The sequence below is a fragment of the Variovorax sp. PDC80 genome, assembly GCF_900115375.1.
Classification (GTDB): Bacteria; Pseudomonadota; Gammaproteobacteria; order Burkholderiales; family Burkholderiaceae_C; genus Variovorax.
Map to the genome: position 1 here is coordinate 705,817 of NZ_FOWG01000003.1, position 21,649 is coordinate 727,465.

Sequence of the window (21,649 nt, forward strand, 5' to 3'; positions counted from 1 at the left end):
GCATGAGCGACGTACTCGCAATCAGCCTCAACAGCATGCAGCAGGACATGGCACGCCTGGAGCGCGTGAGCATGAACATGGCCAACGCCACCACGCCCGGCTACAAGCGCGAGGTCGCGGTGTCGCTGCCCGTGGGCACCAACGCCGTGGCGGGTGGCTTCACCGGCGCGATGCGCGATGCCGCCGCTTCGCTGAGCATGGCCACCGGCGGCGCGCGGACGACGCCCGGCAGCTTCATCGTGCGCCCCGACCTGCGTCCGGGCACGCTCAAGACCACGGGCCAGAGCCTGGACGTCGCGCTGGCCACGCCCGGCTATTTCGAGATCTCGACCGATGCCGGCCTCGCGTACACGCGCCAGGGCAGTTGGCAGCTCGACGGCCGCGGCCGCCTCGTCACGCCGCAGGGCCATCCGGTGATGGGCGTGGGCGGCGAGATCGTCCTGTCGCGGCCCAACCCGGTGATCGACGCCACCGGCCAGGTCTTCGAATCCCGCCCCGGCGGCGGTGCCGAGGCCACGCCGATCGCACAGCTCAAGGTCGTGCGCTTCGACGATCCCTCCGCGCTCCTGCGCATGGGCAACGGCCTCATGTCGGCCGAGCAGGCGCCCACGCAGGTGCCCGATGCCGAAGTGCAGCTGCGCCAGGGCTTCATCGAGAACTCCAACGTCAGCTCGATGCAGGAGATGTCACAGCTCATCCAGTCCATGCGCCACTTCGAATCGATGCAGCGCGTCGCGCTGGGCTACGACGACATGATCGGCGCCGCCGTGCGCAAGCTCGGCGACCTCGGCTGAGCCCGGCGCCTCTCCTCTTCCACCTCCACCTCACACCCGCACCATGTTCGACGCCCTCTACATCAGCGCCACCGGCATGCAGGCCCAGCAGCTCAATGTCGACACCATCGCCAACAACCTGGCCAACGTGAACACGACCGGCTACAAGCGCTCGAAGGTCGGCTTCTCCGACCTGATGGTGCAGGAGGCCAGCCGCCTCGCGCCAGCCGCCGAGGACATCGGCCTGCTCGGCGCCGAGCGCCGGCTGGGCGCCGGCGTCGGCATCACCGCCGTGTCCAAGCTGTTTGACATGGGCGACCTCAAGAAGACGGAGTCGGCCTACGACATCGCGATCCAGGGCGAGGGCTTTCTCGAAGTGACCATGCCCGACGGCTCGAGCGCCTACACCCGCGGCGGCACCTTCAAGATCAACCGCGACGGCCTGCTCGCCACGCCCGGAGGCTTTCCGCTCAAGCCCAACATCGCGATCCCCGAGAACGCGCAGAACATGCAGATCGACGGCGACGGCCGCGTCCGCGTGCAGGTGGCGGGCCAGAGCACGCCGGTCGAGGCGGGACAGTTCGACCTGGTGCGCTTCACCAATCCCTCGGGCCTGCAGTCGCAGGGCGACGGCCTCTACCGCTCGACCCAGGGCTCGGGTGACGCCATCCTGGCCAAGGCCTCCGAGGACGGCATGGGCAGCCTGGCGCAGGGTTTCCTCGAGGGTTCCAACGTTAAGCTCAACGAAGAGATGGTGAACCTGATGGTGGCCCAGCGCGTCTACGAGGCGAACGTGAAGGTCATGCAGGCATCGGACGAAATGCTGGGGATGGTCAATGCGCTGCGCAAATAGACGCGCGGCGTTGCGCGCACGGCATCCGGCGCGGGTGATCGCGCTGTCGGCGATGGCGCTGCTGGCGACGATGGCGACGCTGCCCGCGACCGCGGCGGCCGATGGCGCCGCCGCCGTGTCGATCGAGCTGCGCCCCCGTGTGCAGGTGCCGCAGGGCCAGGTGCGGCTCGGCGACATTGCCTACCTCACCGCGCGCGACCTGCCCATGCTGCGCCAATTGATGGCGCTGCCCGTCGGCGCCGCACCGCGGCCGGGCTCGCCGGCGCTGCTCGAACGCGACACGCTCGAACGCTGGGTCGCCGCGCGCAGCGGCCTGTATGCGGGCGACGGCACGGGCCCCGCCATTCGCTGGAGCGGCGCGGGCGAAACCGCCATCGAGGCCGCAGCGCAGGAACTGCCGGGCGACACCGTGGTCGACGCCGCGCGCTCGGCGCTCATGCACTGGCTCTCCCAGCGCAGCCTGCGCGCGGAGGTGCAGGCCGTGTCCACCGCGCGCGACCTCACGCTGCCGGCCGGCAATGCCGTGCTGCGGGTGCGGCCGCTGTCCGCCGCGGCCACACCGTCGCGCCGCATGCTGGTCTGGGTCGATGCCTGGGTCGACGACCGCTTCATGCGCACCACGGCCATCAGCTTCGACGTGGCCGCCTGGGCCCCGGTCACGGTGGCGGCCGCGCGGCTCGACAGCGGGACCGCGGTCGATACCGTCACGCTGCGCGGTGCGACCACCTCGCGCGAAGTCAATCTCGCGGAGCTTCGCCAAGGCGTGCCGCTGGCCGCGTCCTCCGCACCCGAAGCGACCGGCCAGCGGCTGCGCCGCGCGCTCAAACTCGGCGAGGTGCTGACCGACGCCCACCTCGAGCCAATGCCCGCGGTCACGCGCGGCAACTGGGCGCAACTGCTCGCCCACAGTGGCGATGTCACGGTGGAAAGCCGGGTCGAGGTTTTGCAGGACGGCCGCAAGGGACAGCTGGTGCGCGTCAAGGTGCCGGGGGCCGGCGGCGAGGTCGTCGCGCGCGTCACCGGTCCGGGCCAGGTGGAGGTGCAGCCATGAAACGCGGCCTGAGAACCACCGCCCTCGCACTGCTGCTCTCCTGCGCCGCCGCCTTGCCGGCCGCCGCGGAAAGCCTCTACCAGGAAGGCAGTTTCCGCCCGCTGACGGCCGACAACAAGGCCTTCCGCATCGGCGATTCGCTGACCATCCAGGTGTTCGAGAACTCGTCCGCCAGCAGCAGCGCCGACACCGGCACGCGGCGCTCCAACGACATCAACGGCTCGGTCACGCAGACCGGCAACCGGGTGATCGGGCAACTGGGCATCGGCCTGTCCGGCGAGTTCGACGGCGGCGGGCGCACCCAGCGCGCCAACCGGCTGCTGGCCACGCTCACCGTCACCGTGAAGGAAGTGCTGCCGAACCAGGAACTGCGCGTGGCGGGTGAACAGCAGCTCACGGTCAACAACGAGCTGCAGAAGGTCAACCTCGAGGGCCGCGTGCGCCCGCAGGACATCTCCGACGGCAACGTGGTGCTGTCCACGCGCCTGGCGGATGCGCGCATCACCTACGTGGGCGAAGGCGACATCTCCGACCGCGCCCGGCGCAGCCTGTGGCGCCGCATCATGGACATCTGGGGATTCTGATGAAGCCATCGATCTTCACCCTGGCCTCGGGCCTGCTGCGCGCGGCGCTGGTGGCCTCGGTCCTCTGCGGCGGCGTCATGCACGCCAGCGCGGCCGACGCGATCCGCGTCAAGGACCTCGGCAAGCTCCAGGGCTGGCGCGACAACGCGCTGTTCGGCACCGGCATCGTCACCGGCCTCGCCGGCACCGGCGACTCGCCCTCGAACCGCACCACGCGCCAGTCGCTGGCCAACGTGCTGTCGCAGTTCAACCTGACGATCGCGCCCGAGCAGGTGCAAAGCCGCAACGTCGCGGTGGTCATGGTCAGCGCCACGCTGCCGACCTTCGCGCGCGAAGGCGACACGCTCGACGTCACGGTGAGCTCCGCCGGCGACGCGCGCAGCCTGGTCGGCGGCACGCTGCTGCTCACGCCGCTCAAGGGCGCCAACGGCCGCGTCTATGCGCTGGCGCAGGGCGGCCTCTCGGTCGGCGGCTACCGCTACGACGCCAACGGCAACGTGGTGCAGAAAAACCACCCGACCGCCGGCTCGGTGCCCAACGGCGCCACGGTGGAAGTGGGCGTGCGCGCCGCGATGCTCGACGAGCGCCAGAGCGTGACCTTCGTGCTGAGCGAGCCCGACTTCACCACCGCCAACCGCGTCGCGGCCGCCATCAACAGCCAGCTCGGCGGCGGCCTCGCCAAGGCGCGAGACGCCTCGGGCATCGAGATCGCGGTGCCGCCCGGCCAGCGCGACGAGCTGGTCGGCCTGTTCACGCGCATCGAGAACGTGATGGTCGAGCCCGACCGCCGCGCCAAGGTGGTGATCAACGAACGCACCGGCACGGTGGTTTCGGGCGGCGACGTGCGCATCTCCAAGGTCGCGATCTCGCACGGCGACATCAAGATCGCGATCTCGAACCAGAACACGGCGTCGCAGCCCTACGGCGTCTGGGGCGGCGGTCCCGACATCCGCACAGCGATCGTCACCAACACGCGCATCGACGTCGACGAACCCGCCGGCACCGGCTTCGTGACCGGCTCCAACACGGTGTCCGACCTCGTGCAGTCGCTGGCCCGGCTCAAGACCAGCACGCGCGACGTGATCTCGATCCTGCGCGCGGTCAAGGCCGCAGGCGCGCTGCACGGCGAACTGATCGTGCAATGACCGGGCCCCTCCTCCACGCAACCCAGACAACCCTTCCCCGGAGACCGACATGACCGACGGAATCGAAGCCGTGACCCGCTCGGCGCTGGCCCTGGCGCTCGATGCGGCGAGCCTGCGCCAGCAGGCCATCGCCACCAACATCGCCAACGCGAACGTGATCGACTACGTGCCGCAGCGCGTGAGCTTCGAGGCGCAGTTGCTCGATGCGCGCCGCGGCATGGCGCAGACCGGACGCCTCGACACCTTCGCGCTGAGCCAGGTGCGCCCGCACATCGAACCCGCGGTCGATGCGGACGGCACGCCGCAGCCGGTGCAGCTCGACGTCGAGGCCGCCGAGATGGCGCGCAACGCGGTGCACTACCAGGCGCTCGTCAAGGGCCTGTCGCGGCATCTCTCCATTCTTTCGATGGCGGCCGGCGACGGCAGGAAATGACCATGGACTACAACCAATCCTTCGCCATCAGCGCGATCGGCATGAACATCGAGCGCACCCGCGTGGACGTGGCGGCGCTCAACCTCGCCAACGCCAACACGGTGCAGGGCGTGGGCGGTGCCAGCTACCAGCCGCTGCGCGTGGTCGCGCAGGCGCAGTCGTTCGCCGCCGGTGGCGACGCCGCGGCCGGTGCCTTCGGTGCGCTGGTCGACCAGGGCCTCGATGGCGGCGCCGTGCCCATGGCCGCGCCGCTGGTGCAGGTCGTCGCCTCGCAGACGCCGCCCCGGCTCGTCTACGAACCCGGGCATCCGCTGGCCGACGCGCGCGGCTATGTGAGCTACGCGGCCGTCGACACGGCGACCGAAATGGTCAGCATGATGAGCGCCACCCGCGCCTACGAAGCCAACGTGTCGGCCATGAACACCAGCCGCACGCTGGCGCTGCGCGCCCTCGACATCGGGAGCAACGCATGAGCGGCTTCCTTCCGGTCGAGGCGATCGCCGCGCTGTCGCCGCAGGCCCAGGCCATGGCCACGGCCGCGCAATCGCTGGCCGGCGGCACGGCAGCCGCCGAAGCGCCCGCGGCCACCGCGAGCACCGGCGGCTCGTTCGGCCACCTCGTCACCGATGGCCTCTCGAAGGTCAACGACCAGTTGATCTCGAGCCAGGTCGACCTGCAGAAGCTCGCGGTCGGCGATGCGCAGAACCTGCACCAGATCATGATCAACCTGGAGGAAAGCCGCGTGACCTTCCAGCTCATGATGCAGGTGCGTAACCGTCTGCTCGAGGCCTATCAAGACGTCATGAAGATGCCGATATGACTTTCTGGCAAGGACTCACGCAGCGCGCCCGCGCCGGCCTGATCGCGGGCATCGTGCTCATCGTGCTCGCCACTGCGGCGCTGGCATGGTGGACCTTTCGCACCGAATACCAGGTGCTGTTCGCGGACCTCAAGCCCCAGGACGCGCAGGCCATGACCACCGAGCTGGAGCGGCTGAAGATCCCGTACCGGCTCGGCGACAACGGCACGGCCATCCTGGTCGACAAGGCCACGGTGCACGCCACGCGCATCAAGCTCATGGGCAAGGAACTGCCGCTGCAGGGCGCGGTCGGCCTCGAGCTGTTCAACAACACCGACTTCGGCATGACCGAGTTCGCGCAGAAGATCAACTACCAGCGCGCGCTGCAGGGCGAGCTGACGCGCACGATCCAGTCGCTGTCGGAGGTGCGCGAGGTCCGCGTGCTGCTGGCGCTGCCCGAGCAGGGCCTGTTCAAGCAGGCGACCTCGAAGGCGACCGCGTCGATCACGCTGACGATGCGCCAGGGCCTGGCGCTGCGGCCCGAGCAGGTGGTCGGCGTGCAGCGGCTGGTGGCGGCGGCGGTGCCCGGCATGGCGATGCAGGACGTGACCATCGTCGACAGCCACGGCGTCGCACTCACGCGCCACGAAACCGGCAACGCCGAGGGCGAGGCCGGCGGCGCACGCCTCGACCTCAAGCGCGACACCGAGGCCTACCTGTCGCGCAAGGTCACTGCGGTGCTCGACCGCAGCTTCGGCCCGGGCCAGGCCCTCGCGAGCGTCGACGTGACGCTCAACATGGACCAGATCCGCACCACCACCGAGGACGTGCTGCCGGCCGCGAACCGCGCCGGCCTGCAGTCGACCGGCGTGGTCGTGCGCGAACGCGAGACGCTGCGCGACGCCGGCTCGGCGCTCGACACGCGCGTGACCGACAGCGGCGGCCCGCGCGGCGGCAGCGCCCAGCGCGACGTGGAGTACGCGGTGGGGCGGCGCGTCGAGCAGGTCGTGAGCCAGCCCGGCTCGATCCGCCGCGTGCAGGTGGTCGCGGTGGTGCGCAAGGCACTCGATGCCGCGCAGGAAGAACAGCTGCGCAAGGTCATCGCGGCTGCCGTCGGCGCCACGCTCGAACGCGGCGACACCGTCGTCGTGCAGTCGCTCGCGGGCGCGGCGATGCAGTCGGCCGAGCCGGCAGCCGCGCTCGCGCCCGCCGCCACCGATGGCGGCGAATCCGCGCCGGCCGCGGGTGCGCCGGGCAGCGACAAATCGGCCCCCGAACTGCTGCACTGGCTGATCGCGGCGATCGTGATCGTGGTGCTGGCCTTTCTCGTGCTGCGTGCCGGCCGGCGTGCGCCCGCCCCGCGCGAGCGCCGCGACCCCGCGCCGCTGTCGGAGGCCGAACGCGCCGCCGCGTTGCGCCGCGTGCGCGACTGGGTGCGCGAGCCGGCCGGATCGACCTCGGCCGGAAACAGGAGGCAACCGGGATGAACCCGAACTTCGCGGCATCGCTCCCGCAGGCAACCGGCGCTGACGCCCTGGGCGCCGGCGGCGCGCGCCATGCGGCGCTGCTGCTGCACGCCATGGCGCCGGCCGATCGCGACTGGGTGCTGGCCAGCCTGCAGCCCGCGGAACGCGACGGGCTGCAGGCGCTGCTGCGCGAGCTCGAAGAACTGGGCATCGAGCGCGACCCGAGCCTGATCGCAGAAGCCACCGCCGCCGCGGCGCCGGCCGCCCCGACCGGCCTCGACGACCGCATCGACGACGCCTGGCTCGAAACACCCGTGTCCGACGAAGCCTGGCTGCGCCGCCTCGCCGACAGCCAGATGCCGCTGCTCGCGGCCAGCCTGCGCAGCGAACCGGCGGGCCTGGTCGCCCAGTTCCTTCGCCTGAGCGACTGGCCCTGGCGCCATGCCCTGCTGCAGGCGCTCGATCCGGTGCAACGGCGCCGGGTCGAGAGCGCGATCGACGAGGCCTCGAATGCCGCGGACATGCCGCCGGCCCTGCGCGCCGCGCTGGTCGACGCCGTGGCGCTGCGGCTGCGCCAGCAGCCTGCCGCCGCGACGCCGGCGCGCGAGCGCGTCGCGGGCTGGAAGCAATCGCTGAGCCGGCTGCTGCGTCCCGGCGCCGCGGCACGCGGAGCGCATCGATGAACGACCGTCCGCTGGTCCCCTCGCCCGCGCCTCGCGAGGCCGATGCCGCAGCGCAGGCAGCGGCGCACTCGGTCGTGCTGCGCGACGTGGCGGTGCGCGGCCAGGTCTCGCTCGCGCGTCCCCGCGCGCACGAAGCCCGGCCGGCGGAGGGATCCACGCGCGCGCATGCGCCGAACGTCGTGCCCGTGCAGCCGGCGCGACGGACCGAGCCGAATGTCGCGGCACCCCAGCCGCAAGCCGCGGCGACCGGCCCCGCCAGTGCCAACGATGGCGGCGCTTCCGAGCGCCGCGGCTACGAGGAAGGCCTGGCCCAAGGCCGCGCCCAGGCCGCCGAGGAGGCGCGCCAGGCCGCCGCGCGTGCGGACCAGGCGCTGCAGAAGGCCACGCGCGAGCTCGAGGCACGCTTCGAGAAACAGGCACAGGCCGCGCGCGAACGCGGCGAACAGGAACAGGCCACGCTGAAGGCGCGGCTGCAGAAGCTCGACACGCTGCTCGCCGCCGTGCCCGCGCAGATCGAGGCGCGGCTGGCCGATGCCGAGGACGACATGCTGGCGCTGTGCTTCGAGTCGGTCTGCAAGATCCTCGGGGCCCACGCGGTCACGCCCGAAGGCATCCGCGCGCAACTGGCGCATGTCAGGACCGGCCTGCGCGGCAAACCGCTGGTGGCCGTGCACCTGCATCCCGACGACCTGGCCGTGCTGCGCGATGCCACCGCCGCGGCCGGCGGCCCGCTGCCCGCCGAGGACGGCGAGGTGCAATGGGTCGCCGATCCCGCGCTCGCGCTCGGCGGCTGCATCCTGCAATCGCCACAGGGCGGGATCGACGCGCGACTCGAGACCCAGTTGCGCGCGCTGGCCCGGTTGCTCGCGCAATCGCGCACCGCGGCCCGCGCGGCCGTCCCCCCCTCGACGACCGGACGCTGACACCGATGAACGCGCTCGCCACCGCCCGCCAGACCCTGCGCGCCACCGACCTGCGTCGGCGCATCGGCTGGGTGCGCGAGATGCAGGGACTGGCGATCGATGCCACGGGCCCCGACGCGGCCGTGGGCGAGCTCTGCCGCATCATGGTTCGCGGTGGCGAATCGGCGGACCCGGCCAACGAAGCGGCCGGCGTGCTGGCCGAGGTGGTCGGCCTCAAGCCGGGCCGCGTCACCTTGATGCCCTATGGCGCGCTCGACGGCATCGCGGCCGGCTGCGAGGTTCGCGCGCTCGGCGTGGAGTCGCAGCTCGGCGTCGGCCCGGCCCTGCTCGGGCGCGTGATCGACGGCTTCGGCAACCCGCTCGACGGCCAGCCCGCGCCCACCGTGGTCGCGCGGCGGCCGCTCAAGGCGTCGCCGATCAATCCGATGCAGCGCCCGCCGATCCGGCGCGTGATGGAAACCGGCATCCGCAGCATCGACGGCCTGCTCACGCTGGGCCAGGGCCAGCGTGTGGGCATCTTCGCGGGCAGCGGCGTCGGCAAGAGCACGCTGCTGGGACTGCTGGCGCGCCATGTGAAAGCGCAGGGCGGCAACGATCCGCGTGGCGGCGTCAACGTGATCGCGCTGATCGGCGAGCGCGGCCGCGAGGTGCGCGAATTCATCGAGAACCAGTTGGGCCCCGAGGGCCTCGCGCGCTCGGTGGTGGTGGTCGCGACCTCCGACCAGCCCGCGCTGGCGCGGCTGCGCGCGGCCTATGCCGCGCTCGCGATCGCCGAGTACTTCCGTGAGGACGGCCGCAACGTGCTGCTCACCATGGACTCGATCACGCGCTTCGCGATGGCGCGGCGCGAGGTCGGCCTGTCGGCCGGCGAGCCACCGACCGCGCGCGGCTACACGCCCTCGGTGTTCGCCGAGCTGCCCGAACTCTGCGAGCGCTGCGGCACGGCCCCCGGCGGCGGCTCGATCACCGCGCTGCTCACCGTGCTGGTGGAGGGCGACGATTTCAACGAGCCGGTGTCCGATGCCCTGCGCGCCATCCTCGACGGCCACATCGTGCTGTCGCGCCAGCTCGCGCACCGCGGCCACTATCCCGCCATCGACGTGCTCAAGAGCGTGAGCCGCCTCATGCCCGACCTGGCCGACGAACGCCAGCGCGCGCTGGCGGCAACGGCGGTGCAGTACCTCGCGGTGCTGGAACGCAATCGCCAGATGATCGACATCGGCGCCTACGAACAAGGCGCCAATGCCGAGCTGGATCGCGCCATCGCGCTCGAGCCCCGGCTGCTGGCCTGGTTGCGGCAGAGCACGGGCGGCGTGCCGCATGCGGAATCCATCCGCGGCCTGCAGGAACTGTTCGGCCCGGCGGCCGCACCAGCGCCAACGTCCCTGGCGATGCCCGCGCCCATGCAGATGCAGATGCCCACCCGCGGCGGAGCCAAGCCATGAACGCCACCGCATCGACGCCCTCGACCGCGGCGCGCGATGTCGACATCCGCGGCTTCTCCTACCCGCTCGAACCGGTGCGGCAGCGGCAGCAGTGGCAGCTCGACCGCTGCCTGGCCGCGCTGGGCCGCGCGCAGACGCTGCTCGACCAGACCGAGGCGCAATTGAAGCAACTGCGCGAAACCCACGATGCCCAGGCCCGCGCGCTGAGCGAAGCGACGCTGCGCCGCCTCGACCCCGGCGCCCATCGGCGCGCACTCGGCTATCTCACGCACCTGCGCGAGCGCTCGAAGGAGGTCGAGACCCTGCGCGACACGCAGCGGCTGGCGCGCGACGAACTGCGCCGCGAATGCACCGAGCGGCGGCTGCGCCTCGACGGCCTGGACCGCCACAAGGAAGACGCCTTGACCGACTACGCGCACGAGATCCGCCAGCGCAATGCCAACGAGCAGGACCGGGACTGGCTCGCGCGGCGCGGCACGCCGGTTACGGTGAAGGAGCAGCAGCCATGACGAACCCGCACATCGGCGCGGGACTGCCGCCCGCCGCATGGCCCGCATCGCGCGAACCAGCGACGCCGGCAGACTCTGGCGACGATCCGCAGCAGCAACTGGCATGGCAGCGCGAGATGGAGCGCGCGCAGTTGTCGGGCTGGTTCAAGCCGACGCCGCGGGACGAAGGCCGTGGCACTTCGCAGGGAGCGTCGCAGCCCGGCCCGCGCGCGGCGAAAGCCACGCGGCAAGCGAGCGGCACTGGCCCCGCGACACCTGGCATGCCCGCGCCGTCGATCCGCATGGCGCCCTGGTCGCCAGTGACTTCGCCGGCGCCGCCATCCGGGTTTCAGGGAACGCTTTCACCGCACCTGCCCGGCACACCCACCGCTTCAAGCGTCAACGCCAAGGCCTTCGCTACAGACCCGGCCCCCCCGATCGAAGAGCGCCACAGCGCCCAAGTCGGAGCGCGCTCGCCTCTGTGGAACGCTTCGCCCGCGCAGGGTGCGTCCGCCGTCTCGGAAGACCCACCCCAAGCCGGCGACACCGATCCCGCCAACGCCACGCCCCAGGACCCGCAGGCACCGATCCGGCTGCACGAGGAGTCGACGCCTTCCGGCCAGGCGCTGTGGATCGCCATGCGCGCCAACGACCGACCGCTGGCGGCCCTGCTGCCGCAGCTGGTGCTCGATCTTCAACGCGCCCAGAAGCAGCAGGGACGCCACCTGCACCAGGTCGTCTGCAACGGCCGCCTGGTCTGGCGCGACGGCGAATTCATCCAGGGCGAGAGCCCTACGCACGACATGTTCGATTCAACCGGCTCCAAGGAGATCTGATGGCCATCGATTCAGTGGGCGCCTCCGCCGCCACCAACCTGCAGTCCTCCAGCCTCGGCATGGAGGACTTCCTCAAGATCCTGCTGACCCAGCTGACCTACCAGGATCCGCTGAAGCCCATGGACAACCAGCAGTTCATGGCGCAGATGGCGCAGTTCACCAACCTGCAGCAGACGCAGCAGCTCAACGACAGCATCAAGACGCTGATCACCAACCAGGCCGCGCTGCAGTCGGTGGGCCTGATCGGGAAGACGGTCGACATCAACACCCAGTCGGGCACCGCCAGCGGCACCGTGAGCGCGTTGTCGCTCTCGGGCGAGGCGCCGATGATCACCGTGCGCACCTCCACGGGCGCCACGCTCACCGACATCTCGCTGAGCCAGATCATTTCGGTTCGCTAGGCACGCGAACCCGGGCCACCGCAACGACCACAGCACAGGGAGATTTCCATGCTCGAATCCATCTATGTCGGAATGACCGGCCTCCTGGGCTACTCGCGCGGGCTGCGCGTGATCGCCAACAACACGGCCAACCTCAACACGCCGGGCTTCAAGAGTTCGAGCCTGCAGTTCACCGACCTGTTCTACACAGGAGCCAACCTCAGTGGCGGCGGCACCCAGCAGGGACCGAGCCAGCTCGGCTTCGGCCTCAACACCGCCGGCACCAGCCTCTCGTTCAAGCAGGGCGAACTGCGCCAGACCGGCAACGAGCTCGACCTCTCGGTCGACGGCCAGGGCTTGTTCGTGCTGGAGAACGAGGATGGGCAGACACGCTACACGCGCGCGGGCCAGTTCAAGTTCGATCCCGATGGCACGCTGGTCAACCGCATCGGCGGCGAGAAGGTCATGGCATCGGGCGAGAACGGCAAGTTCGTGCCGATCAGCATCGCCGGACAGGGCTCGCACAACGGCCAGCCGACCACCAAGCTCAAGTTCGAGGGCACGCTCAATGCCAAGCCGGTCGACAACGCCTCCCAGTCGATCGAGGGCATCACGGTCATCGACAGTGCCGGCACGCGGCACGCGCTGATCCTGCGCTTCTCCTCGATCACGCCGGAAGGCGCGAACATGTCGGTGAAGGTCGAGCTGATGGACGCGTCGACGGTGCTCGCGACGGGCAAGCTCGTGTTCGCGAACGGCAAGCCGACGGCGCAAACCGCGCAGTTGGCCCTGCAGTACAAGCCCACCGGGCTGCCGCCGCAGGCATTGACGCTGGATTTCGGCACCGGCGTCTCGCTGCTCGACGGCGCCACCACGCTGAAGCTCAACAACCAGGACGGCATTCCTCCCGGCACCCTGAGCGGCGCGGCCTTCGACGACACCGGCACGCTTCGTATCAGCTACACCAACGGGCAGACCGTGAAGGGCGCCCGCCTGGCGCTGGCGCGCTTCGACTCGCCCGATGCGGTCGTGAGCCTGGGTGGCAACCAGTTCGACATCGCGGACAAGGCGGCCTGGCACTTCGGCAGCGCAAGCGAAGGCGCGTTTGGCAAGGTCGTCTCGGGCCGGGTCGAGATCTCGAATGTCGACCTGTCGCAGGAATTCAGCGACCTCGTGATCATGCAGCGCGGCTACCAGGCCAGTTCGCAGGTGGTATCGACCGCCAACGAGATGCTGCAGCAACTGTTCTCGATGAAGAGCAAATGAACGCGACCCTTGCTGTCGATCCCACCGCCTCGGCCTTGCTCGATCCGGCGGCGTCCGCGCTCCAGGCGCGGCCGCTGCGCAGTTGGCCGGCGTCGCAGAAGGAGCACGTGCGCTGGCGCATGGTCGCGCTGCACCAGGACTGGGTTGCCGAGTGGCTGCCGCTGCGCGATGCCGGCGCGCGCGAACCGGAGGTGCAGGTCATCGAAGCAGCCGGCGAATCCGACGCCGCCGCTTCATGGGCGTTCGCGTCCGCATCGCGCCGCGCGTCGGGTTCCGGCGCGCCGCACGACGCCGCGCTGCTCGCGATCGGCGCGGCGATGTTCGGCACCGAAGCCGCGCCAGCTGTCGCGGGCGGCGCCCATCCGGGCCGCATCGCCGACCGCATCGCGCTCGCGGCCTGGAACGACTGGCTGCACCGCATCGACACCGCGCTCAACGGCTTCGCGCTCGCACCACGAAGCGCCGCGGCCGGTGCCTCCGCCGAAACGCCGTCGCATGCCTGGTCGGGCGCGCTGCAACTGCGCTGGCCCTGGTGTGGCGGCCTCTGGACGCTGGACCTGCCGCACGAGGCCGTGGCCGCGTTGCTCGGGTCCGCGCAAACGATTCCCCCCGAGCCGGCGGACAGGCCGGCCTCGTCGCCGAAGGAACGCCTCGACCGCGCCCTGTCCGATCAGCCCGTGACCTTGCGCGTGTTGCTCGAAGGCGCCGAACTCAACCTCGGCCAGTTGCAGGGCCTGCGGCTCGACGACGTCGTGCCGCTCGCGCATCGCCTCGACACGCCGGCCATCGTCGTCGGCACCGACGGCCAGCAGGTCTGCGACGGCTGGCTCGGACAGAGCGAAGGCCGCATCGCGATCGAGCTCACGCGTCTCGCCACCTCACCCACCGTCACCGTATCTCCCGCCGGCGCATCGCCGCGCCCATTGCCATCGAAGGAAGAAAAGTCATGACCCAAACCATGGAAGGCATTGCCGCCACCCACCGCGTCGGCGCATCGCCGAGCGCCAATGAACAACGCGCGGAAAGTCGCGTACCGACCGCCCAGATCATCTCGTTGCCCGACCTGCATGCAGGCGCGGAAGGCGACGGCGGCGCATCGGCCGGCGGCGCCGCCGTGCTCAAGGACTGGAACCCGCTGCACCAGATCAAGGCCCGGCTGCAGGTCTGCGTCGGCGAAGCGACGCTGACGGTCGGCGAGCTGCTCGGTGCCAAGGAGCATCAGGTGCTGCGGCTCGACCGCGGCATCGACCAGCCGGTGGACCTCACCATCGAAGGCAAGGTCGTGGCGCGCGGTCAGTTGGTGGCAGTCGACGGCCACTTCGCCGTGCGCATCACCGAACTGCCGGTCGCACTGGGCCTCGGGTCGGGAAGCTGAAGCATGAGGGAATGGTGGCAGGCGGGGGCGAAGGCCCGGCGTGGCGGATGGATCGGGCTCGGTCTGGTCGCCGCCCTGCTGATCGGCGCACCGGGCGTTCGCGCGCAGGAATCACCGAGCGCGGCCTCCGGCACCGCGAGCGGCTCGGGCAGCGTCGGCAGCCTGCCGCCCAGCATCCCTGTGAAGCGCGACAACGTCGCCGGCGGCTCGGACGATGCCGATGGACGCTGGTGGATCGCGGCCGTCTTCATTGCCGGCTTGGCGGGCTGGGGCATCGTCGCCGTGCGCCGCAAGTCAGCGGGCCAGGCGGCCGCACCGGCCTGGCTGACGCGCTGGACCGGCCTGCCCGACACCGCGGCGCAACGCGAGATCCGCCGCATCGCGAGCACCCGGCTGACGCCGCGCCACAGCCTGCACGTGGTCGAGTGGAATGGCCGCCAGCTGCTGCTGGGCTGCACCGATCAATCGGTGCAACTGCTGTCCGAAGCGCCCGCCGCGCCGCCGAGCGAGGTTCACTCGTGATGCTGCGCATGCTCGCCAAGGACCGCGGTGTCTGCTGGACCTGGCCGCGGGTGCTGCTCGCCGCAGGCACGCTCGCCGCTGCTGCGCTCTTCGGTTCGGCGGGCTTCGCCCAGTCGCCATCGACGGAAGTGCCAGCGTTGTCCGAAGGGGCGCCGGCCACCACCCCGACGTCGACTGAAACGCCGATGGAACCGCCCGCAGTCCAGGCGCCCGTCGCGCCCGCCGTCGTCGGCACACCGAATGCGCCCGAGCCCGCATCGAGCGCCAGTCCGCCTTCGCCATCCAGCGCCACGCCGACGGCACCGGTCACCACCGCACCCACGGCACCGCCACCCGCCGCGACACCACCCGCGCCTCGCGCCAAGACGCCGGCCGCCGCCAACAACGCCTCCACACCCTCGCCCCAGGCCGCGAACGCACCGCTCAGCACGCCGGCCACCGAAACCTCGCAGGCGCTGCGCGTCGTGCTGGGCCTCACCGTGCTCGCGGTGCTGCCTGCCATGCTCGTGTGCCTGACCAGCTTCCTGCGCATCATCGTCGTGCTGTCGATGCTGCGGCATGCCATCGGCATGAACGAGACACCACCCAACACCGTGCTGATCGGCCTTGCGCTGTTCCTCACGCTGTTCACCATGTCGCCGGTGCTGCAGAAGGTGAACCAGGATGCCTTCGAGCCCTTCATGGCCGGCAAGCTCTCGATGGAGGACGGCTACAAGAAGGGCGTGGCGCCGCTGCGCGAGTTCATGGTGCGGCAGACGCGCGAGGCCGACCTCGCGCTGATGGTCGAGCTGTCGAAGGCGCCGATGCCGCGCTCCATGGACGACATCGGCAACGTGCAGCTCATTCCGGCCTTCATGCTGTCCGAGCTGCGCTCGGCCTTCCAGATCGGCTTCGTGATCTTCCTGCCCTTCCTGCTGATCGACCTGATCGTCTCGAGCGTGCTGATGGCGCTCGGCATGATGATGATGCCGCCCACCACCATCGCGCTGCCGCTCAAGGTGCTGATGTTCATCCTGGTGGACGGCTGGAGCCTGGTGCTCAAGTCGCTGGTCGGGAGCTTTCACTGACCTGAAGGCAACCGGACGCCCATGCCCCGCTTCGGTTCCGCGCTCACCCCCTCGCTGGTTGCCCTGCCCGCAACCGGCGAGGCGGGCGAGCACGCGCCCGGCGGCGGCATGGGCGCGAACGACGACACGCTCCCTCTGTGGCAGCGCTGGCGCGACCGGGCCGATCCCGAGGCGCGCGAGCTGCTGATCGGCCACTACCTGCCCTACGCCCGCATGATGGCCGCCACGCTCTATGGCCGCCGCACCCACGACGAGGTCGAGTTCGCCGACTACCTGCAGTACGCGCGCGTGGGCCTGCTCGAAGCCATCGACCGCTACGACCCCACCCAGGGCGCGCAGTTCAAGACCTTCGCGGCGCGGCGCGTGCAGGGTGCCATGCTCAACGGCCTCGCGAGCTTCACCGAGAAGAACCAGCAGATCAGCGTACGCATGCGGCTGCGCCAGGAGCGCCTCGAGGCGGTGAAGCAGGCCGCGGCCGAGGCCGCGCCCGACGACGCGCCGGCCACGGCCTCTTCCTCCCCGTCTCGCAGCGCCGATGCGCTGTTCCGCTATCTCGCCGAAGTCGGCATCGGCCTCGCGCTCGGCGTGATGCTCGAAGACACGGGGATGGTCGACGCCCAGGCCTTCGACGGCGAAGCCCATGCGCCCTCGCCCGAGGTCAGCTACTTCCGGAAGTCGGAGATCGATCGCCTGCGCAGCGTCGTCCGCAGCCTGGTCGACCGGCTCGGCGAACAGCAGAGAACCGTCATCCGCCATCACTACCTGCAGGAAGTGCCCTTCGACGACATTGCGGCGATGATGGGCGTGACCCGCGGCCGCGTCTCGCAGTTGCACCGGCAGGCGCTGTTGCGATTGCGGGAACTGCTGAGTGCCGACGCCCGCCTCGATGTCTCGTTGTGATCCCGTGCCGCCCCTTTCGCTTGTCCCCCGTTTCCATTCCATCCGACACCGCATGACCGATACGACCTCCACCTCGACCTCCGATGCATCGCCGCATGACGACCCGCGCACGGTGGCGGCGCGCCAGCGGCTCGACCGGCTCGACGGCTACCTGCGCAACGACCCGCGCAACAACGCCATGCTGATCGATGCCTTCGAAACCGCGCTTGCCTGCGGCGAATGGGAGCGCGCGGAATTCCACCTGCGGCATGCCCAGTCGCTGCAGACCGACGGCCTCGCATGGCGGCTGCGCGAAGGCGATTTCTGGCTGGCCCAGCAGCGCTACGACGATGCGCAGTCCGTGCTCGAAAGCCTGGCCGGCACGCCGAATCCGCCGCCGGGCTTTGCCGATGTCGTGCTGCACAACCTGGCTTTCATCGACATGCGCCGCGGCCAGCCCAGCGTCTGCGTCGACCGCCTCGCGCCGCGGCTCGAAGGATCGGCCCACGTCGCGACCGATGCCGCGCAACCGACGCCCATCGCCGAACGCGCGCTGCAGCAGGTGTGGCTGCGCGCGCTGCATCACGATGGCCAGTTCGACCGCGCCATCGGCTGGACCCTCGAGAACGAGCGGCAGGGACGACTCGACCCGCAGGCCGCCGGCGTGGCCGGGCTCATCGCGATCGATGCCGCCGATTTCGCCGCCGCGCAGCGCTGGTCCGGCCTGAGCCTCTCAAATGGCGACGCCAGCGACCAACCCGTCGAGACCTTCGTCACGCAGGCCTCGCTCGCGCTCGCCGCGCGCAATGCCGAGCGCGCGCGCCAGCTCGCCGAAGTGGCGTTGCAGCGCAATCCCGGCGACGGCCGTGCCTGGTCCACCTGGGGCTTCGCGGCCCTGCTGGGCGGCGACCTCAACGCCGCCACCGACGCCTTCCATCGCGCCCTGGCCGTCATGGGCCAGCACATCGGCACCTGGCATGGCCTGGGCTGGGCCCAGATCCTTCAAGGCAAGCTGCCCGAGGCCCGTGCCACCTTCGAGACCGCACTCAACCTCGACCGCAACTTCGCCGAAAGCCACGGCGGCCTGGCCGTCGTGCTCGCCATGCAATCGGAGCGCGAGAAGGCACAGGAACACGCCGAGCTGGCCCTGCGGCTGGACCGTGCGAACGTCTCGGGTCGCTATGCGCAGGCTTTGCTCTCGGGCGAGGTCAAGGATGCGAAAGACCTGCAGCGGCTCGCGCGCCGGCTGCTGGGCGGGCGGAGCTCGCCGCTGGGCGGGGACATGGGGGAGATGTTTCCGGAGCCGGAGGCAGGGTCGGATGGCACGCCCTCGTCGGCGGCCCCGAACGACGGGCACTGAGCCGCAGTTTCGAGTTCCGCTGGCAGTTACTTGCCGGCCGGCTGGGACTCCGACAACAGCAGCGCACCGGCCTCGCGCAAGGCCGCGTGCAGCTCGGCATCGCCTTCCATGCGCTGCAGCACCGCATCGACCATCTGGTCGAAGCCCTTGTCGTCGAGCCGGTCGCGACCGAAGGCCTGGACCAACACCGATTCGAGGAAGAGCCGGAAGGCCTTGCGCTCGCGCTGGGGATCGTTCGGGGACAGCGCGCGCACGCGCAATGCCACCAACTGCTGCAACTGAGCCGCATCGGCCGGCGCGCCGAAGCCGTCGACACCATCCGCACTGTCGCCAGCGGGATCGCGGCGCGCCTTCTCCGACGCGTCGGCGGGCTTGCGCTGGGCGCCCTGCCCCGCAATGCCGCCACGCCCCGCCGACTGCTGCTGCGACTGCGCGCGGAACTGCGCCGCGAACTGGGCGCGGATCATCGCGGCCAGTTGGGTGGAGGGATCGATCATGGGCGGGGCGAGTTCGGGGCGTGGGGACGGATGCCGAGTCTATCCATCGTCCCCTCCTGCCTCAGTGACCGGGGCCGCTTTGCCGATAGTTGGCCAGGAGCACGTGCGAGGCGGAGGCCTCGTCCGCGGAAGGATCGGCGGGCGCATCGTCGCGCTGGGAGGCCTGCAGCGAGCGGATGCCGGCGATCACCTTCTCGATATCACCCGACAAGGCGGGGTTCTCGGTGTTGCGCTGGAGGCCTTGCTCGTAATAGGCCAATGCTTCATCGAACTGGTCCTGGGCCAGGGCTGCGAAGCCGTTGACGAAGTGAGGCAGTGGGTCGGTGTCAGGCAGTTCGAGCAGAGGCTGCCAGGTCAGCAGGCCCAGCGCGGCGCGGCCCGAGCTGAATTGCAGCAGGCCTAGCTGGTAACGCGCCAGCGGGAAATCCGGTGCCAGTCGGGCTGCGTTGGCGAAGGCGGCTTCGGCTTGGATCATGTCGCCCAGGGCGGCGTATTCAGAACCCAATAGGAATTGCGGCAGTCCCGAGTTGGGATTGAAGGCCTGGGCTCTTTGGAAGTAGTCGATCGCACGCTCGCCGTCGTTCGCACGACTCGCGGCAATACCCGCAGAAAGAAGCTCATCGAGTTGCATTAAAAGTCCCTCTATTGGAAAGATCCGAATTTCTCGCCTTGGCCTTGTGCTGTTGTCATAACTGACGGCGTAACTGGCCTTTTATCTTTCATCGGAGAAGTTCTCTTTGAGATCGAAATTGTGATTGTGCCTACGGCGGGATGTTACCAACGAGACACCACATGCCCATGTACTTCTCGCGCAGAAACCATGCCTGACATCTACCGAAGCACTCCACCGATAGAGGCTATCCGAATTTTTTGTGCGCAAGGCATTACGTAGACTTTTCCACGGCAGCCAGTGTCGCTTGCGAGGAACGAAGCACACGACCCAAGGCCTTTGTGTCAGTTTCGCCAATGGCCGCACGCTGCTGGCACTGCTGTTTGCGGCTGAGCGCGGCCAGGTACGCGGCCAGCAGGTTGGTGTCTTCGCCGACCACGCCCAGGCTCTGCAGGTCGGCGACGATGCGCGCCGGCAGGTCCGGCGCGCGCAGCAAGGCCAGCGCCTGCGCTTCGTCGTCGGCCGAGAGCACGCGCACATCCGATGCATGGCGCTCGCCGCGCGCCTGCGTGAGCAGCTCGTCCTGCAAGGCTTCGAGTCTGAGCAGCACGGCGCCGAGTTCGCGCTTCACGCCGTCTTCGCCCAGGCCCAGCTCGATGGCGGCCTGGCGCACGAAGACCGCGCGTGCCCGTGCCGCGTACAGGTCCAGCGTGTCCATGTGGTAGCCCGCAATCGGCTCGGCATCCGGCTCACCAGCAGGCACACGGCGCACCTGCAGGTTCACGCGCATGGCCTCAGGCGAGGGATTTTTTTCCAGGCACGGATGCGCCACTCGCACGCGCCCGTGGGCATGCGCAGCTCGTCGGGCAGCTCCCCAGGCAGATCGCCAGGGTTGTCGTCGGCCAGCCTGGCCGTGGGCGCCGGCGCTGCGCCAGGCGCACCGGTTCGAGCGGCTAAGGAAGGACGGGCCTCGGGCCGGGTGGCATCGACGGGCTCGGCCTGTATCGACTCCACCGGCGCCGGGCGGCCGCTGCCCATCCATCGGGCCTGACGCAGCACCAGAGCCAAGGCCTGCGCCGCAGGGCTCATCTTCCTGGCGTATTCGTTGGCATCCATCCCCTTGGGGAACACCACCCGCAGCACCTCCAGGCCTTCGCCGATCAGCTGCGCAGCAAGCTTCTCGGCCGCGCGCTCGCCAGCCTCGTCGCGGTCGTAGGCAATGAGCACGCGTTCGATGCCGTGCGCCTTGAAGGCCGCCAGGATTTCGGCGGTGAAGCCCTCGATGCCGTAGCTGCTGGTAACGTTCTGGAAGCCGGCGCACCAGAAGGTGAGCGCGTCGATCAGAGCCTCGCACAGGATCACGTCGCGCTCGCCCTCGAGACACTGGCCAGCGGCCACCACGCCAACCAGGTTGAAGACGCCCGCATGCGGGCCGGGCAGATACAGGTGCTTCGGCGTGCCTGGGCGCAGGTCGTCGCGAAGCTTGCGACCATAGGCCTCGGCAATGTTGCCGGCCGCGTCGAACACCGGAACCACCAACGAACCATTGAAGTGCTCGTGGCCGCTCTCGCGGATCAGACCGATTTTCTGGAGACGCTCGCGGATGGCGGCGCCGTCTTTCCTGTTCTTCTCGGGCAGGCGCAGGCCCGGCGTGCGGTCGGCCACGCCCAGGCGGAAGGTGTCGATGAGCGTGGGGTGCAGCGCGGGGTCCAGGCCTCGGGTTTTGAGATACGCCAGCGCCTCCGGGCTTTCCTTCAGACGCTGGTGGTAGTAGTCCAGGGTCTGCGCGAGCAACGCATGGTCATCAGCATCGAGCGCCACCGGCGCCGGCAGCGCGCGCACCGTACTGCGCTTCACGGGCACCGCATCAGCGGCTAAGGAAGGAACGGATGCAGAGCCCGCCAGCTCTTCCTTGAGCAGTTCCACCGCGTGCCGGAAGCTCACGCCACGGGCCTTGATCACCCAGTCGATCGGACCACCGCCGATCTGGCAGCCGAAGCAGTGCCACAGGTTCTTGTGCGGGGTGATGACCAGGCTCGCGGTGTCGTCGGCATGGAACGGACACTTGCCCGTGAAGTCTTTGCCGCCCTTCCTGAGCGCCACCCCCGAGGCCTCCACCAGACGCTGCACCGAGATCTCTTCCTTCAGCCGCTGCAGGTCGGTATCGGGGATGCGGGGCATGGGCGGGGACGCCTTTTCCCGACCCCGGCGCGG

The 21,649-nt window shown here is 70.1% G+C and carries 26 protein-coding genes; 22 read left to right on the top strand and 4 right to left on the bottom strand.

All coding sequences use genetic code 11. The features are described from left to right. Positions 1 to 2: 2 nt before the first annotated feature. The 22 genes from BM109_RS13145 to BM109_RS13250 are packed head-to-tail and all read left to right on the top strand — an operon-like array spanning position 3 to position 18,328. The gene (locus tag BM109_RS13145; protein WP_093343338.1) at positions 3 to 794 is read left to right on the top strand and encodes a flagellar hook-basal body protein; all 792 of its coding nucleotides are present in this window, start codon (positions 3 to 5) and stop codon (positions 792 to 794) included. Positions 795 to 837: 43 nt separating this feature from the next. Next, entirely contained in the window at positions 838 to 1,626 is a 789-nt protein-coding gene (flgG, locus tag BM109_RS13150) for a flagellar basal-body rod protein FlgG (RefSeq protein ID WP_093343340.1), read from the top strand. Positions 1,627 to 1,636: 10 nt separating this feature from the next. After that, complete coding sequence (gene flgA / locus BM109_RS13155; RefSeq protein ID WP_256222544.1) at positions 1,637 to 2,677, top strand: flagellar basal body P-ring formation chaperone FlgA; 1,041 nt, start codon at positions 1,637 to 1,639, stop codon at positions 2,675 to 2,677. Then, a complete protein-coding gene (locus tag BM109_RS13160) occupies positions 2,674 to 3,261 on the top strand; it encodes a flagellar basal body L-ring protein FlgH (protein WP_093343341.1) in 588 nt (195 codons plus the stop codon). Before flgA ends, BM109_RS13160 begins: the two co-directional genes overlap by 4 nt. Next, on the top strand, positions 3,261 to 4,406 hold the full coding sequence (locus BM109_RS13165; RefSeq protein ID WP_093343342.1) for a flagellar basal body P-ring protein FlgI: 1,146 nt from the start codon (positions 3,261 to 3,263) through the stop codon (positions 4,404 to 4,406). The genes BM109_RS13160 and BM109_RS13165 overlap by 1 nt, the downstream gene beginning before the upstream one ends. A gap of 49 nt (positions 4,407 to 4,455) precedes the next feature. Further along, positions 4,456 to 4,839 (top strand): flagellar basal body rod protein FlgB, encoded by a 384-nt coding sequence (locus BM109_RS13170; protein WP_093343343.1) that lies wholly within the window; start codon positions 4,456 to 4,458, stop codon positions 4,837 to 4,839. Between the two features lie 2 nt (positions 4,840 to 4,841). Further along, entirely contained in the window at positions 4,842 to 5,312 is a 471-nt protein-coding gene (gene flgC, locus BM109_RS13175) for a flagellar basal body rod protein FlgC (protein WP_093343345.1), read from the top strand. Then, positions 5,309 to 5,659, top strand: coding sequence for a flagellar hook-basal body complex protein FliE (gene fliE, locus BM109_RS13180; protein ID WP_093343346.1), 351 nt, complete (start codon positions 5,309 to 5,311; stop codon positions 5,657 to 5,659). Before flgC ends, fliE begins: the two co-directional genes overlap by 4 nt. Then, positions 5,656 to 7,125, top strand: coding sequence for a flagellar basal-body MS-ring/collar protein FliF (gene fliF, locus BM109_RS13185; RefSeq protein WP_093343347.1), 1,470 nt, complete (start codon positions 5,656 to 5,658; stop codon positions 7,123 to 7,125). Before fliE ends, fliF begins: the two co-directional genes overlap by 4 nt. Then, on the top strand, positions 7,122 to 7,787 hold the full coding sequence (locus BM109_RS13190) for a hypothetical protein (RefSeq protein ID WP_093343349.1): 666 nt from the start codon (positions 7,122 to 7,124) through the stop codon (positions 7,785 to 7,787). Before fliF ends, BM109_RS13190 begins: the two co-directional genes overlap by 4 nt. Beyond that, positions 7,784 to 8,710: a FliH/SctL family protein gene (locus tag BM109_RS13195; protein ID WP_093343350.1), complete on the top strand. Its 927-nt coding sequence runs from the start codon at positions 7,784 to 7,786 to the stop codon at positions 8,708 to 8,710. Before BM109_RS13190 ends, BM109_RS13195 begins: the two co-directional genes overlap by 4 nt. Before the next feature lie 5 nt (positions 8,711 to 8,715). Then, positions 8,716 to 10,155 (top strand): FliI/YscN family ATPase, encoded by a 1,440-nt coding sequence (locus tag BM109_RS13200; RefSeq protein WP_093343352.1) that lies wholly within the window; start codon positions 8,716 to 8,718, stop codon positions 10,153 to 10,155. After that, positions 10,152 to 10,664 carry a hypothetical protein gene (locus tag BM109_RS13205; RefSeq protein WP_093343354.1) on the top strand — a complete coding sequence of 171 codons (513 nt, stop codon included), beginning with the start codon at positions 10,152 to 10,154 and terminating at the stop codon, positions 10,662 to 10,664. The genes BM109_RS13200 and BM109_RS13205 overlap by 4 nt, the downstream gene beginning before the upstream one ends. Beyond that, a complete protein-coding gene (locus tag BM109_RS40745) occupies positions 10,661 to 11,479 on the top strand; it encodes a hypothetical protein (protein ID WP_143129157.1) in 819 nt (272 codons plus the stop codon). Before BM109_RS13205 ends, BM109_RS40745 begins: the two co-directional genes overlap by 4 nt. Beyond that, a complete protein-coding gene (locus BM109_RS13215; RefSeq protein ID WP_093343357.1) occupies positions 11,479 to 11,880 on the top strand; it encodes a flagellar hook assembly protein FlgD in 402 nt (133 codons plus the stop codon). Before BM109_RS40745 ends, BM109_RS13215 begins: the two co-directional genes overlap by 1 nt. 48 nt (positions 11,881 to 11,928) lie before the next feature. Continuing rightward, positions 11,929 to 13,125 carry a flagellar hook protein FlgE gene (locus tag BM109_RS13220; RefSeq protein WP_093343358.1) on the top strand — a complete coding sequence of 399 codons (1,197 nt, stop codon included), beginning with the start codon at positions 11,929 to 11,931 and terminating at the stop codon, positions 13,123 to 13,125. Further along, a complete protein-coding gene (locus BM109_RS13225) occupies positions 13,122 to 14,075 on the top strand; it encodes a FliM/FliN family flagellar motor switch protein (RefSeq protein WP_093343360.1) in 954 nt (317 codons plus the stop codon). Before BM109_RS13220 ends, BM109_RS13225 begins: the two co-directional genes overlap by 4 nt. After that, positions 14,072 to 14,500, top strand: a complete 429-nt coding sequence (locus BM109_RS13230; RefSeq protein ID WP_093343361.1) for a FliM/FliN family flagellar motor switch protein — start codon at positions 14,072 to 14,074, stop codon at positions 14,498 to 14,500. The genes BM109_RS13225 and BM109_RS13230 overlap by 4 nt, the downstream gene beginning before the upstream one ends. A 3-nt stretch (positions 14,501 to 14,503) precedes the next feature. Beyond that, on the top strand, positions 14,504 to 15,022 hold the full coding sequence (locus BM109_RS13235) for a FliO/MopB family protein (protein ID WP_093343363.1): 519 nt from the start codon (positions 14,504 to 14,506) through the stop codon (positions 15,020 to 15,022). After that, entirely contained in the window at positions 15,022 to 16,089 is a 1,068-nt protein-coding gene (fliP, locus tag BM109_RS41610) for a flagellar type III secretion system pore protein FliP (protein WP_256222545.1), read from the top strand. Before BM109_RS13235 ends, fliP begins: the two co-directional genes overlap by 1 nt. A gap of 21 nt (positions 16,090 to 16,110) precedes the next feature. Further along, on the top strand, positions 16,111 to 16,989 hold the full coding sequence (locus BM109_RS13245; protein WP_093343364.1) for a sigma-70 family RNA polymerase sigma factor: 879 nt from the start codon (positions 16,111 to 16,113) through the stop codon (positions 16,987 to 16,989). A 52-nt stretch (positions 16,990 to 17,041) separates the two neighbouring features. Further along, complete coding sequence (locus tag BM109_RS13250) at positions 17,042 to 18,328, top strand: tetratricopeptide repeat protein (protein WP_093343366.1); 1,287 nt, start codon at positions 17,042 to 17,044, stop codon at positions 18,326 to 18,328. Between the two features lie 26 nt (positions 18,329 to 18,354). Here the strand turns inward: BM109_RS13250 and BM109_RS13255 are convergent, their stop codons facing one another. The 4 genes from BM109_RS13255 to BM109_RS13270 all read right to left on the bottom strand — a co-directional run bounded on the left by BM109_RS13255 (position 18,355) and on the right by BM109_RS13270 (position 21,616). After that, entirely contained in the window at positions 18,355 to 18,825 is a 471-nt protein-coding gene (locus BM109_RS13255; RefSeq protein WP_093343367.1) for a hypothetical protein, read from the bottom strand. 61 nt (positions 18,826 to 18,886) lie between these two features. Further along, positions 18,887 to 19,456, bottom strand: coding sequence for a tetratricopeptide repeat protein (locus tag BM109_RS13260; protein ID WP_093343369.1), 570 nt, complete (start codon positions 19,454 to 19,456; stop codon positions 18,887 to 18,889). A 253-nt stretch (positions 19,457 to 19,709) separates the two neighbouring features. Then, positions 19,710 to 20,219 (bottom strand): hypothetical protein, encoded by a 510-nt coding sequence (locus tag BM109_RS13265; RefSeq protein ID WP_143129158.1) that lies wholly within the window; start codon positions 20,217 to 20,219, stop codon positions 19,710 to 19,712. Continuing rightward, positions 20,216 to 21,616, bottom strand: a complete 1,401-nt coding sequence (locus BM109_RS13270; protein WP_093343372.1) for a CHC2 zinc finger domain-containing protein — start codon at positions 21,614 to 21,616, stop codon at positions 20,216 to 20,218. The genes BM109_RS13265 and BM109_RS13270 overlap by 4 nt, the downstream gene beginning before the upstream one ends. Between the last annotated feature and the right edge of the window lie 33 nt (positions 21,617 to 21,649).